14 protein-coding genes are annotated in these 13,217 nt (G+C 63.4%); 4 read left to right on the forward strand and 10 right to left on the reverse strand.

Annotated elements, in window-relative coordinates:
* Nucleotides 1-4 precede the first annotated feature (4 nt).
* Entirely contained in the window at nt 5-568 is a 564-nt protein-coding gene (locus tag HB778_RS00765) for a helix-turn-helix domain-containing protein (protein WP_183460666.1), read from the reverse strand.
* Between the two features lie 154 nt (nt 569-722).
* On the opposite strand from HB778_RS00765, the gene HB778_RS00770 reads away from it, so the two are divergent.
* Nucleotides 723-2,555 (forward strand): ATP-binding protein, encoded by a 1,833-nt coding sequence (locus HB778_RS00770; protein WP_183460668.1) that lies wholly within the window; start codon nt 723-725, stop codon nt 2,553-2,555.
* Between the two features lie 220 nt (nt 2,556-2,775).
* Here the strand turns inward: HB778_RS00770 and HB778_RS00775 are convergent, their stop codons facing one another.
* Together HB778_RS00775 and miaA are read right to left on the reverse strand one after the other, a co-directional pair.
* Nucleotides 2,776-3,567, reverse strand: a complete 792-nt coding sequence (locus HB778_RS00775) for a GGDEF domain-containing protein (protein WP_095202236.1) — start codon at nt 3,565-3,567, stop codon at nt 2,776-2,778.
* Between the two features lie 105 nt (nt 3,568-3,672).
* Entirely contained in the window at nt 3,673-4,638 is a 966-nt protein-coding gene (gene miaA / locus HB778_RS00780; RefSeq protein ID WP_183460670.1) for a tRNA (adenosine(37)-N6)-dimethylallyltransferase MiaA, read from the reverse strand.
* Between miaA and serB the strand changes: the two genes are divergently transcribed.
* Both serB and HB778_RS00790 read left to right on the forward strand, forming a co-directional pair.
* Nucleotides 4,628-5,515: a phosphoserine phosphatase SerB gene (gene serB / locus HB778_RS00785; RefSeq protein WP_183460672.1), complete on the forward strand. Its 888-nt coding sequence runs from the start codon at nt 4,628-4,630 to the stop codon at nt 5,513-5,515. The genes miaA and serB overlap by 11 nt on opposite strands.
* A complete protein-coding gene (locus HB778_RS00790) occupies nt 5,512-6,084 on the forward strand; it encodes a GNAT family N-acetyltransferase (RefSeq protein WP_183460674.1) in 573 nt (190 codons plus the stop codon). Before serB ends, HB778_RS00790 begins: the two co-directional genes overlap by 4 nt.
* Before the next feature lie 32 nt (nt 6,085-6,116).
* Here HB778_RS00790 and HB778_RS00795 read toward each other — a convergent pair whose 3' ends face one another.
* The 6 genes from HB778_RS00795 to HB778_RS00820 all read right to left on the reverse strand — a co-directional run bounded on the left by HB778_RS00795 (nt 6,117) and on the right by HB778_RS00820 (nt 11,762).
* The gene (locus tag HB778_RS00795) at nt 6,117-7,631 is read right to left on the reverse strand and encodes a DegQ family serine endoprotease (protein WP_183460676.1); all 1,515 of its coding nucleotides are present in this window, start codon (nt 7,629-7,631) and stop codon (nt 6,117-6,119) included.
* Between the two features lie 148 nt (nt 7,632-7,779).
* The gene (locus HB778_RS00800; protein WP_183460678.1) at nt 7,780-7,968 is read right to left on the reverse strand and encodes a DUF2065 domain-containing protein; all 189 of its coding nucleotides are present in this window, start codon (nt 7,966-7,968) and stop codon (nt 7,780-7,782) included.
* Nucleotides 7,969-7,971: 3 nt separating this feature from the next.
* On the reverse strand, nt 7,972-8,940 hold the full coding sequence (hflC, locus tag HB778_RS00805) for a protease modulator HflC (RefSeq protein WP_095202231.1): 969 nt from the start codon (nt 8,938-8,940) through the stop codon (nt 7,972-7,974).
* Nucleotides 8,940-10,055 (reverse strand): FtsH protease activity modulator HflK, encoded by a 1,116-nt coding sequence (gene hflK, locus HB778_RS00810; RefSeq protein WP_183460679.1) that lies wholly within the window; start codon nt 10,053-10,055, stop codon nt 8,940-8,942. Before hflK ends, hflC begins: the two co-directional genes overlap by 1 nt.
* A 169-nt stretch (nt 10,056-10,224) precedes the next feature.
* Nucleotides 10,225-10,743: a dihydrofolate reductase gene (locus tag HB778_RS00815; RefSeq protein ID WP_183460681.1), complete on the reverse strand. Its 519-nt coding sequence runs from the start codon at nt 10,741-10,743 to the stop codon at nt 10,225-10,227.
* A complete protein-coding gene (locus HB778_RS00820) occupies nt 10,743-11,762 on the reverse strand; it encodes a DUF4424 domain-containing protein (RefSeq protein ID WP_183460683.1) in 1,020 nt (339 codons plus the stop codon). The genes HB778_RS00815 and HB778_RS00820 overlap by 1 nt, the downstream gene beginning before the upstream one ends.
* A 132-nt stretch (nt 11,763-11,894) precedes the next feature.
* Between HB778_RS00820 and cobF the strand changes: the two genes are divergently transcribed.
* On the forward strand, nt 11,895-12,671 hold the full coding sequence (cobF, locus tag HB778_RS00825) for a precorrin-6A synthase (deacetylating) (protein ID WP_183460685.1): 777 nt from the start codon (nt 11,895-11,897) through the stop codon (nt 12,669-12,671).
* A 162-nt stretch (nt 12,672-12,833) separates the two neighbouring features.
* Here the strand turns inward: cobF and HB778_RS00830 are convergent, their stop codons facing one another.
* Nucleotides 12,834-13,175, reverse strand: coding sequence for a winged helix-turn-helix domain-containing protein (locus HB778_RS00830; RefSeq protein WP_183460687.1), 342 nt, complete (start codon nt 13,173-13,175; stop codon nt 12,834-12,836).
* Nucleotides 13,176-13,217 lie beyond the last annotated feature (42 nt).

The raw sequence follows: 13,217 nt of genomic DNA on the forward strand, positions 1-13,217 counted from the left end.
GATCTCAGCCCCTGACCAGCGCGACGAGATAGTCGGCGCCCGCCTCCGGGGCATGGAAGGTGCAGTCCGACGGCGCGCCGAGCGCCAGGCAATCGCCGGGCTCCATCCTGTGCACCACATCGCCCTCGGTGAAGTCGAGCCGTCCGGAAATCAGCCAGATCTGCTGCTTGATGAAGGCGTAGGAGGCCGCCGGCAGGCTGACCCTGGCGCCCGCGGGCAGATGCACCTTGATCAGTTCGAGCGGCATGTCGCTGGCCGGTGACAAATGCCGCCTGACATAGCCGGTATCGGGATCGCGCCACACCGGCTGGTCGGCCGCGCGCAGCAGCCCGCCGCCTTGCAATTCGGCCCGCGCGATGAGGGTCGACAGCGTCATGCCGAAGGCCGCCGCGATGCGCACCAGAAGGGTCGCCGTCGGGCTGGTCATGCCGCGCTCGATCGTGCTCAGCATCGCTTTGGAAACGCCGGACCGCTCGGCGAGCTCGGCCAGCGACCAGTCCCGCACGGTCCTTTCGGTGTGGATCCGTCTGCCGATGGTCGAGGAGATGTCGTTCGCTATATCATCCATTCGTCCATTATAGCGAAAGCCGGGGATTGGAGAAGAGGCCTTTCGCGACAATTTTCGCCAGGCACTTAATCCTCTCTATACCATCCGACCTCATCCGACCTTAACCCCACTCCTGTAGGGTCCGATCTCCAGGGAAATGGGGATAGGCCAGTCCATGTATGTCGAACGCGAAGCTTCCGTCGGAGAACCGACATCGCAGGAGCGCCGCAACGCAGAGCAGAACGACCGGCGCATCCTGGGCAATGTCGTGCAATGCGACGGCGCGCGCGCCACCATCAGCGCCTATGCCGACGATGTCGACGGCGCGGTGACCGGCCTGTGGACGGTCGGCAAGATGATCTCGATCAATCTGGGCACGACGCGAACCGTCGGCCTGGTCTATGGCATTGGCAAATCGGACCGCGCCTGGAGCAGTGAGGGCCAGAACGCCATCGAGGTCAGCATCGAGCTGATCGGCGAAGTCCGTGATGGTCCCGAGCCCGGCGCCAAGCCGGTCTTCGACCGCGGCATCACCACCTATCCGCATATCGGCGCGGTCGCGCACCGCATCCGCAGCCGTGACCTGCAGGCGGTCTATGATCTGGCCGGCCGCCATTCCATCACCATCGGCTCGCTGTCGCAGGACGAAGCGATCGCTGCCAACATCGCCATCGACGACACGCTGGCGCGCCATTTCGCCATTGTCGGCACCACGGGTGTCGGCAAATCCACAGCCGTTTCGCTGCTGCTGCGCAAGTCGATCGAGGCGCGCCCCGATCTGCGCATCCTGATCCTCGACCCGCACAACGAGTTCGCGAACTCGTTGCCCGAATATTGCGTCAAGGTCGATTCCAAGACACTCGACCTGCCGTTCTGGATGTTCAAGCTCGAGGAATTCGCCGAGGTGCTGTTTCGCGGTCGTGAGACCGACCCGGAAGAGATCGACGCTCTACGCGACCTCATTCCGCTCGCCAAGAACCTCTACCGCAACCCGAATTCGGGCGCCTATCTCAGGCGCGGCAACGATGCGCTGACCGCCGATACGCCGGTGCCTTACCGCATCGTCGACCTGCTCAAGCAGATCGACGAGCGCATGGGCATGCTCGAGAGCAAGAACGAGCGCCCGACGCTAAAATCGCTGAAGACGCGCATCGAATCGGCGGCCGCCGATCCACGCTACCGCTTCATGTTCAGTTCGCGTCTGATCGAGGACACCATCCACGAAACGATCGGCAACATTTTTCGCGTGCCGCATCACGGCCGGCCGGTGACCTGCTTCGAGATGGCCGGCATGCCTTCCGAAGTGGTCAATTCCGTCTGTTCGGTGCTGGCGCGCCTGGCCTTCGATCTCGCTCTGTGGAGCGAGGGCAAGCTGCAACTGCTGTTGCTGTGCGAGGAAGCGCATCGCTACATGCCGGCCGATCCGCGTCTCGGCTTCGCGCCGACCAGGCACGCTCTGTCGCGCATCGCCAAGGAAGGCCGCAAATATGGCTGCTATCTCGGCGTCGTCACCCAGCGTCCGGGCGAGCTCGACCCGACCATCCTGTCGCAATGCTCGACCTTCTTTGCTATGCGGCTCGCCAACGAGCAGGACCAGGCGATCATCCGCTCGGCCATCGCCGACTCGTCCGCCTCCACGCTTGCCTTCCTGTCGTCCATGGGCCAGCGCGAAGCCATCGCCTTCGGCGAAGGCGTGGCGACGACCATGCGGCTGAAGTTCGAAAGATTGCCCAGCCACCTGCTTCCCGGCACCTCCAAGCGCGAAGAGGCCATTTCGTCGAAAAGCGGCGATGATGTCGATCTGGTGGCGATCGTCGAGCGGCTGCGCAACGTGCCGAAACCGACACCGCAGGCGATGGCCTTCGCCGAAGTGGTCGATTCCGGCCGCCAGGCCGGCGACCCTGACTACCGCAAGCCGGCAACCGCCCGCGTGGCGTCGGACGACGATTTCGATATGCGCTACGGCCTGAAACCCGCCACCTTCGGCCTGCGCCCTCAGAACGATTAGGCCTACAGCTCCCTGACGACCGACTTGGGAAGCCGCACCAAGCTTCCAAGGCTCCACATCGCCGAACCAGCTTGGGTAAATCCCGAAAGGGAATTCATCAGGCCGGATTGAATGGCGTGGTTTTCGAGAAGCCGGAGCGGAGCGGACATTCAGTCCGTGAGCACCGGAAGTCGAGAAAGCCGCGTCAGGCAACCGGCCTCATGAATTCTTCTTCGGGATTTTAGGCGCAGACGCGGTTGCGGCCCTGCCTCTTGGCTTCATAGAGCTGGCGGTCGGCGCGGCGGTAGAATTCCTCGGCCGTTTCCTTGCGATCCCAGACGGCAAGGCCGACGCTGGTCGTGATCTTGAGCCGGATATTGCCCGAGAGGATCGACATGTTGGCGATCGCCTTGCGGATGCGCTCGGCGAATTTGGCCAGTAACTCCGCCTCCATATTGGGTGTGACCACCGCAAACTCCTCGCCGCCCAGCCGCGCCACCACGTCGTGGTAGCGTGTCATGTCCTTCAGGCAGCTGGCGACGGCCTTGAGCACCTCGTCGCCGACATCGTGGCCGTGCGTGTCGTTGACCTGCTTGAAATGGTCGAGATCGAGGATCATCAGCCCAACCGGCTTTTCGATGCGCCGGAACTCTTCCAGATATTCCTTGAGCGCATCGTCGAAATAGCGCCGGTTCTGCATGCCGGTCAGGCCATCGGTCAGGGCGGCGTGCTCGAGCGTTTCGGAGCGGGCGCTGAGCGAGACCGTCATGGCGCGCAGCTTGCCTTCTTCCGTCGCCTGTTTGCGGATCAGCGGATAGATGAAGAAGATGCCGAAGAACAGCGCGGTCGCAAGCAGCACGCCCGTCGCGAACAGCAGCTTGTTGAGGTAGATGACCTTGTCCAGGCCCGACTGCGTATGGAGTTCCGTGGCGAAGGATTGCAACAGTCCATAGGCGTGCAGCGTCACCAGGCCAGCGGCCAGGATCACGAAAATAAAGACGAAAAAAGCGGATTCCGCCTTATGGAAACGCATCTGCTCCCCAATGGAAAAGTGCCCATCGACCTTATGGCACGGACCGCCTTACGGAGCGTTAATCCCGGCAACCTCGGCGCGAACCTTTCCATCATGGTCAACTTTTTAAGTTGCATTAGCAACAAGTGTTTGGATCGTGGTTTCGAGATCGTCACCCGGGCGCAATCTCTGCCATTCCGGCCCCAGCTGATGGCGAAACCAGGTCGCCTGCCGCTTGGCATATTGCCGGGTCGCGATCTTGGCGCGTTCGATCGCCTCGGGAAAGCTCAACTGTCCGGCCATCGCGGCCTGCAGGTCGCGAACGCCGATCGCCTTCATCGCCGGCAGATCCGGATCGAGGCCAAGGGCCGCAAGTTGCCTGACTTCCTCCAGCGCGCCCTTGTCGAGCATCTGGTCGAAGCGCCTTTCGATGCGATCTACCAGCGCTGCGCGATCCGGCTCGATGACCAGGAAACGCGCCGTCTGCCTGTCGATGAGCGGCCGGCCGCGCTCTGCCTGCCAATCCAGGATCGACCGGCCGGAGGCGTCGAGCACTTCGAGCGCCCGCACGACGCGCTGGCTGTCGGTTGGCTTGAGCTGCACGGCGGCTCTCGAATCCTCGCGCAGCAGCAGAGCGTGCAGCTTGACCGCGCCTTGCTCCTTCAACTCGTAGCGCCAGCGGTCGCGGATGCGCGGCGGAATGTCGGGCATCTCCGAAATACCCTCGGCCAGCGCACGGAAATAGAGGCCGGTGCCGCCGACGAAGACTGGCCGCCGCGACAGCGTTCCGTCGTCGATGAGTTTCATCACATCGCGCAGCCAAGCGCCCGTCGAATAGGCGGTACCGGGATGGACGTGGCCGTAGAGAAAATGCGGCACGCGTGTGAGGTCGGCCGCCTCCGGCCGGGCGGTTAGCACATCGAGAACTGAATAGCCCTGCATGGAATCGGTGTTGACGATGACGCCGCCCGCGCGTTCGGCCAGGTCGAGCGCCAATGCCGACTTGCCGCTGGCGGTCGGCCCGGCTATCAGGATCGCGTTCTTCACGCGGCCTTCGCCCGCATCCGCGCCGGAATTCTCGATGCCGCTCATTGCCACGCTTGTTTCCCGTCCCGCCGACCGCGCTCTGTCGCCGTCACTTGCGAATATGGCCTCGCGGTCGGTGGGCGCAAGCACTGTCGTCTGGCTGGCCGAAGGCATTGCCTGCGATCTTGCCTTGCCGCAAGAGGCTGACGCCGCCGATGTCAATGCTGCCTTGCGCGCCGCATTGGCTGGGCAACCGGTCGATGTGATCGTCCAGCAGGCCGAAACGCGCCGCAAGAAGATCCTCCTCGCCGACATGGATTCGACCATGATCGACCAGGAATGCATCGACGAACTGGCCGACGAGATCGGCGTCAAGGATCGCGTTGCCGCGATCACCGCGCGGTCGATGAATGGCGAGATCGCCTTCGAGCCGGCCCTGCGCGAACGCGTCGCGCTGTTGAAGGGGCTCGATGCCGCCGTCGTCGACCGCATCGTCGCCAATCGGCTGACATTGGCCTCGGGTGGCCTCGCGCTGGTCCAGACCATGCGCGCCAACGGCGCCTGGACGGCGCTCGTGTCGGGTGGCTTCGAAGTGTTCACGACCCGCATCGCCGCCATGCTCGGCTTTCAGGAAAACCGCGCCAATCGCCTGCTCGAACAAGACGGACGCTTCACCGGCCTGGTCGGCGAACCGATCCTCGGCCGCGCCGCCAAGGCAGACGCGCTGCTCGAAATCTCCGCACGGCTTGGCCTGACACCGGCCGACGCCATCGCCGTCGGTGATGGCGCCAACGACCTCGACATGATCCGCCTCGCCGGCACCGGTGTGGCGCTTCATGCCAAGCCTACCGTGGCGGCGCAGGCCAAGGTCCGCATCGACCACGGCGACCTCACCGCACTGCTCTATCTGCAAGGCTATCGCCAGGAAGAATTCGTCCAATGAAACCCATGCGCACCGAGCGTCTGATCCTGCGCAACTGGGAGGATCGCGATCGCAAATTGTTCCATCGGATCAATTCCGACGAACAGGTCATGGAATTCTTTCCGTTCCGCCGCGACCGGGCCGCCGCCGACGCCAAGATGGACGAATTCCGCGCCTGGATCGAAGAGGACGGCTATGGCTTCGCCGCGGCCGAGATTGCCGCGACCGGCGAATGCATCGGTTTCATCGGCCTCCTCGATACCGATCATGTGCCATCCCTGCCGGCCGGCACGATCGAGATCGGCTGGCGGCTGGCGCCCGAATTCTGGGGCAAGGGCTATGTCACCGAGGCCTCGGAAGCCTGGCTGGCCTACGGTTTCGAGACATTGGCCGTCGACGAGATCGTTTCCTTTGCCGTCGCGGAAAACCACCGCTCGACCGCCGTCATGAAACGCCTCGGCATGACGGCCGACCCATCGGCTGACTTCGACCATCCCAGCATTCCCGACAGCCATCCGGAGCTCAAGCGGCATGTGCTCTACCGGCTTTCGCGCGAGGATTGGCAGGCAAGAAAAAAGGCGGCTCGTTAGCCGCCTTTTTTGAAATCGCCGGATTGAAAATCTCAATCCATCCGGATCGTCACAAACCGCAACTCGCCGGTCTTCGACGCCAGCATCAGAAGCGCGTTCTTGCGGCCCTGCTCCTTCAGCGCGCCGATCCGGTCCATGACGTCCTTGGGCGTGGCGACCGATTCCTGCGCGATCTCCGTAATCACCTCGCCGGGCTGGATGCCGCGCTCGGCGGCGGCCGAGTCCTTGGCCACATCGGTGATGACGACGCCGGAAACATCGGCGGCAATGCTGAACTTCTTGCGCGTCTCGTCATTGAGTTCGCCGACGGTCATGCCGAGCACCGAGGCGGTCGAAACGGCCGGAGCCTTGTCGCCCTTTTGCTGATCGGTATTGCCATTCTCGCCACTGGCGAGCTTCTCACCATCCTCGAGCCGGCCGAGCGTGACCTTCACCGTCTGCTCGACACCCTTGCGCACGATCAGCACGTCGACAGCCTTGCCGACTGGGCTTTCCGCGACGACGCGCGGCAGGTCGCGCATTTCATGGATGTCCTTGCCGTCGAACTTGATGATGACGTCGCCGGCCTGGATGGTGCCGTTGTCGACCGGTCCGCCCTTGATGACGCCGGCGACCAGCGCGCCCTTGGCAGTCGCCATGCCGAGGCTCTCGGCGATGTCGTCCGTCACCGGCTGGATGCGCACGCCGAGCCAGCCGCGCCGCGTCTCGCCAAACTGGCGCAACTGGTCGACGACGCCTGAGGCAAGCTGCGAGGGGATGGAGAAGCCGATGCCGATCGAGCCGCCGGACGGCGAGATGATCGCCGTGTTGATGCCGATGACCTCGCCGGCGCTGTTGAACAGCGGTCCGCCCGAATTGCCGCGATTGATCGCTGCGTCGGTCTGGATGAAATCGTCATACGGACCGGAATTGATGTCGCGGTTGCGGGCCGAGACGATGCCGACCGTGACCGTGCCACCTAGGCCAAATGGATTGCCGACCGCCATCACCCAGTCGCCGACGCGCATCTTGGTGGAATCGCCGAATTTCACCGCGGTGAGCTTGTGGCCTTTCGGATCGACCTTCAGCACCGCGACGTCGGTCTTGGTATCGGTGCCGACCAGCGTCGCCTTCAGCGTCACGCCATCGGAGAAATTGACCTCGATGTCGTCGGCGTCCGCAATCACGTGGTTGTTGGTGACGACTATGCCTTGTTCGGCGTCGATGACGAAACCGGATCCCAGCGACTGCACCTTCTGCGCGCCATTGTCCTTGTCGCCGCCGCGGTTCTTGAAGAAGTCGTCGAAGAAGTCCTGGAAGGGCGAGCCTTCGGGAAGTTGCGGCATCGGCACCGCACCTGGCCCTTCCGTGCCCTTCACCGTCTGCGAGGTCGAGATGTTGACCACCGCGCCGAGCACGCCTTGCGCCAGGTCGGCCACCGAAGCAGGTCCGTCTGCCGCGAAGGTCGGCGTCACGAAGGACGGGACGGCGACAGTACCGACAAGAAGCGCTGCCGTACCGGCGATGAACGTCCGCCGTGCCGCGCGCAAAAGGAATGTGGATGTCATCGAGAAGCCTCCCGGTCTTTCTGAAAGAGAAAGCGCTGCGGCGAAAACACCGCGTTGCGCCATGTTGGCAAAAATACGGCACGTTTGCGGCTACGACTACCGGCAGAGGATAAATCCTCCGTTAGCCGCAGACGAAAACCTGACGTTCTCATCCGCCCCGCACCAGCCAGACGATGCCGACACCGATGGCGATCGCGACCAGCCCGGCGATCCGCAATGCATTCTCCGGCATCGACAGCACCTCGCCCGCGAGCTTCTTCGCCAAGCTGGGAAAGCCGCCATAGACCAGGCCCTCAATGACAAGGACCAGGCCTATCGCTGCGAAAAAGTCCTGCACCGGCTATTGCTGGCCGGTGCTGGGTTGTGTCGTCGGCGCGGCAGGTGCCGTCGCCGGTGCAGCCGGAGCCGCTGGCGGCTTCGCCGGCCCTTCCTTGCCGTCCGGATCGCGGAAGAAGCGGAAGAACTCCGAATTCGGCGACAGCACCATGGTCGTCCCGGTGTTGTCCAGCGCCGTGCCATAAGCATTCATCGACCGGTAGAAATCGAAGAAGGCCGGGTCGCGCTTGTAGGCGTCCGCGAAAGTGGCACTGCGCTGGGCTTCGCCCTCACCGCGCAGGATCTCGGACTCCTTCTGCGCTTCGGCAACGATCTCGACCACTTCACGATCGGCGCGTGCCGTGATGCGCTGTGCCGCTTCATTGCCGCGTGCCCGCAGCCGAGCGGCCTCTGCCAGGCGTTCGGCCTTCATGCGGTCGTAGGTCTGCTGTGAAACCTCGGCCGTGAGGTCGGTGCGGCGGATGCGGACATCCTCGATCTGCAGGCCGAGCGAGGTGGCGTCGGGCCGGAGCTGATCGCGCACTTCGCGCATCATCACCGCCCGCTCTTCCGAGAGCGCCGCCTCGAAGTCGCGCAGACCGTAGACGCGACGCAAGGCAGCGTCGAGACGGGTCCTCAGCCGCGCTTCAGCCAGTTCGATCTGGCCGGACACCGCGGCACGGAAGACGCGCGGATCCGAAATGCGATAGGCGATGAAGGCATCGACCTCATAGAACTTGCCGCCCGACACCTGGACGCGGATGTTGTCGAGATCGAAGCGCAGCACCCTGTTCTCGATCAGCTGCACCGTATCGGCGTCGAAGAACGAGAACGGCGCCTTGAAGTAGATGCCGGGCTCGCTCTTGACGTCGACGATCTCGCCGAAGCGCAACACCAGCGCCTGCTGGCGCGCATTGACCACGAAGACCGAGGAATAGATCAGGAACAGGATGACCGCGGCGATGACGACGAAGACAGGAAGACGGTTGGCCATCACTGGGCACCTCCCGTGTTCGCGGCAGGTGCGGCCGGAGCCGGCGGTCTGGGCTGCAATGCCGGCAGCGGCAGATAGGGCACGACGCCTTGTCCGTTGCCCTGCTCGACGATGACCTTGCTCGAGTCCTTCAGAACTCTCTCCATGGTTTCCAGATAAAGGCGTTTGCGCGTGACATCGGGTGCCTTTGCATATTCGTCATAGACCGAGATGAAGCGCTGGGCCTCACCTTCGGCTTCCTGCACCACACGGTTCTTGTAGGCGGCCGCGTCTTCGCGGATCTGTGCCGCCTCGCCGCGTGCCTGGCCGAGCTTCTGGTTGGAGTATTGGTTGGCCTGCTCGACGAACTTGTCCTCGTCCTGCTCGGCGCGCTGCACTTCGTCGAACGCATCGGCCACTTCGCGCGGCGGTGCTGCGTCCTCGATAGAGACGGCGTTGATGTTGAGGCCGGCCTTGTAGCCGTCCAGCGTCGTCTGGATGATCTCGCGCACCGAGGCCGCTATGCCCTGGCGGTCATCACGAAAAATGTCCTGCGCCGGCCGGCGGCCGACGGCTTCGCGCATTGCGCTTTCGGCAACCTGCCGCAGCATGCCGTCCGGGTCGGAGACGTCGAACAGATAGGCGCGGGGATCGGAGACCTGGTAGGCCACCGAAAACTGCACGTTGACGATGTTCTGGTCGCCCGACAGCATCAGGCCGTTGCCGCTGGTGTTGCCGCCGCCAATGTCGACGAGCTGCTCGGAAATCTTGGCCGTCTCGACGGTTTCAAGCGGCCACCAATGGAAATGCAGACCAGGCTGGGAGAGTTCAGGCTTCGGCTTGCCGAAGCGCAATTCGACCGCGACCTCGTCTGGCTGCACGGTATAGACGGCCTGGAATGCCCACAGAACGACCAGCACCGCAGCGATCAGCCCGAACACCGCCGGGCTGGCACCGCCGCCACCGGGCAGCGCCCGCCGCAGCCGGTCCTGGCCGCGGCGGATGATGTCTTCGAGGTCGGGAGGCGACCCCTGCGGGCCGCTTGGCCCCTTCGGCCCCTGCCCCCAGGGTCCCTGATTGTTGCCGCCGCCGCCCCACGGGCCGCCGCCTCCGCCGCTCTTGTCGTTCCAGGGCATGAATGTCCTTTCGCTTGGAATTCCCTCAAGCGCCGGAGTTACGGCGCAAAATCCAGTGTTGTTCTTCTATAGGGACGCCACGGCACGCTTTCAACGCGATGGCCCGCCGACATCATCCGTTTTGGGCCGGTAGCGACCCTTTGTCGTCCTTCAATGCACCTTTTGTCTATCAAAGTATTGGGCGGCGGCGCTCGTAAACCGAATAGCGTGTCGCGTGGCTGTCCTTTTCCCCGGCTGGAACCTCCTGCGAACTGACCGCGCGCCATATCTGAAGGTCGATCGGCGGGAAATGCGCGTCGCCATCGACGGCGGCCAGCACATGGGTGACGTGCAGCCGGTCGGCCAGCGGCAGCGCCTGCGCATAGATCTCGCCACCGCCGATGATGCAGACCTCGTCGACGCCGGTCATGCAGCGTCCGCGCACCGTTGCCAGCTGAATCGCCGCCTCAAGCGTATGCGCCACTTCGATGCCCTCGGCGCGCCAGCTCTTGTCGCGGGTGACGACGATGTTCAGCCGGCCTGGTAGCGGGCGGCCAATGCCTTCATAGGTCTTGCGGCCCATGATGATGGGCTTGCCCATCGTGTCGGCCTTGAAACGCTTGAGATCGGTGGACAGCCGCCAGGGCAATCCGCCGTCCCGGCCGATCACGTTGTTCTCGGCAATGGCGACGTAGATCGCAACATGCATCAGTTGGCTTCCCCGCCATTGTTGTCCGATGGTTCGAGCAGCAGGATATCGATGTCGTGCTCTGGGTAAAAATCGCTCGCGGTCATCTCGAAGGTTGTCGGCCCAACCTTTTTGACATTGTCGCCGCAGAACGAGACCAGGGCTTTTGCGTTGCCCTTGTCGATGGTCAGCTTGAACTTGCCGATCGTGCCCGCCGCCCAGTTGCCGCCCGTGGTCAGTATATAGGCGATGCGGCTTTCGTAGAATTTGGGATAACCGTCCGGATTGTCCTTCGCCGCCTTGCGCACCGCGTTCTCGAACGTGTCGTCCATGCAGTAGCGGGTCTTGTAGGCGGCGTATGAGCCCTGGAACTGGCCCTCATTGAAGAAACTGACCGAGGACGTGCCGCCGACGCTCGGCTTGTAGCGGTGCGAAACATGGACGTCTTTGTTGGCCGGAAAGGTCGAACGCCACCAATAGGTCGAGCGCAGCTGCCACCATGGCGCGTAGGACGGTGTGGCGCTTTGGTCGCTGTCGCCTTCCGGATCCTCGATGATGATGCCGCGGTTGACCCAGTCGTCGGCGACCGCCTTTGGCAGCTTCGCCAGCGCCGCCTTGGCGGCATCGCCGAACGGGTTGAACGGTACATTCTGCGCCTTGAGGTCGGCGCTGATGTCGATGCCGAGCGCGAACACCTTCTGCTCGAGCTGAGGCTCTGCCGGCGCACCGTCGATCGTCACCTCGAAGCCCAAAAAGTTGTCGCTCTGGTTTTCAGGGATCGCCGGCATTTCTTCCGGATCGCCCGAAATGTCAGGCATCGGAAAAGCGACGATCGCGTCGACATCCTTGTCGGTGTTGTTGTGGAAGACGTAGTCGACCGTCACCTTCTCGGGCGAGATAAAGAGGTCCTCGCTTTGCATCGCGACTGCATCGCTGCGCGACAGGATCAGGCCACCGGTGCCGAGCTCGGCAACCGAATCGTTGGCCAATGCTGGTGCTGCCGACAGGGCCAGCACGGTGGTAAGAACATATCGCAGCATGAAAGCCCCCTCGGCGAGAATGCCGGCAGGACCCTAGCCGTTTCAATGTGGCGTTTCAAAGCCCTTCCACGCTTGCAGACGTGACACGAGCGGTCTGGACTAACAGCTTCCGATCGGGCAGGAGTTCGCCCCATGCGCAAGCTTCTCGTCATCGGCATCGGCGCCGGCAATCCCAACCATATGACCGTGCAGGCCATATCAGGCCTGAACCGTGCCGATGTGCTGTTCATCCCAGACAAGGGCGCCAAGAAGAACGACCTTGCCGAATTGCGGCGCGATATCTGCGACCGCTTCGTCACCAACCCGAAATCGCGCCGCGTCGAATTCGACGTCCCGGTGCGCGCCGAGCCGGCGTCTTCCTATCGCTCCACCGTCGACGACTGGCACGAAGCCATCGCCGCCATCTATGAAAGCCTGATCCGCGACGAGATTGCGGAGAATGGCTGCGGCGCCTTCCTGATATGGGGCGACCCTTCGCTCTACGACAGCGCGTTGCGCATCCTCGAGCGCGTGCGCCTGAGGGATAATGTCGCCTTCGAGCTGGAGGTCATCCCCGGCATCACCGCCATCCAGGCACTTGCCGCCAGCCACAGAGTGGCGCTGAACCGTATCGGCGATTCCGTATTGATCACCACCGGCCGCCGGCTGACCGAGGAAGGCTTGCCCGCCAATGCAGGCTCGGCAGTGGTCATGCTCGATGGCAAATGCGCGTTCAACACGCTGGCCGACAAGGATGTCTTTATCCAGTGGGGTGCCTATCTCGGCACACCGGACGAGATCATTCTCTCGGGCCGCCTCGGCGATGTCGGCGCCGAGATCGAAAAAGTCCGCGAGGAAGCCCGCCGGCAAAAGGGCTGGATCATGGACACCTATCTGCTGCGCAAGCCCGGCGAGCCGAAAGAGAATTAATCCCTTTGTGGCGCCAACGCTGAGATCGGCTCGAAACTCGTCCCGATGAGGTGAATAGCGTGAATTTCGAGAACCGGAGCGGAGCGCACATTAAAGTCCGCGAGCACCGGAAGCGCAGAAAATCGCGCTAGTCGCCCGTCGGGGTAGAGTTTCCAGTCGATCTCACCCCGCATCTATTTCCGCCTGCAGCGCATCCATATGCGTCGCAGCCGCTGCGGTGGCCGCGCGCTCGATGGCGCGGAAACGGCTGACCACCGCAAGGCCAATGGCCGTCAGTTGCGCGCCGCCGCCCCTGCGGCCGCCGGTCTGCGCCGCCACCAGCGGCTTGCCGAACACCCGGTTCATGTCCTCGACCAGGTCCCAGGCGTGCTTATAGGACATCTCCATGCCGCGCGCGGCGGCCGAGATCGAGCCGAAAGTGGCGATGTGCTCGAGAAGCTCGATCTTGCCCGGACCGATGCGCCCGTCTGGATCGAGATTTATCCGCAAGCTCAGCGATGGCATCTTTGCTCCTTCGCGGTCACCAGGACTCCTACCGAAGCCAAC

It is taken from the genome of Mesorhizobium huakuii (assembly GCF_014189455.1).
Taxonomy (GTDB): Bacteria; Pseudomonadota; Alphaproteobacteria; order Rhizobiales; family Rhizobiaceae; genus Mesorhizobium; species Mesorhizobium huakuii_A.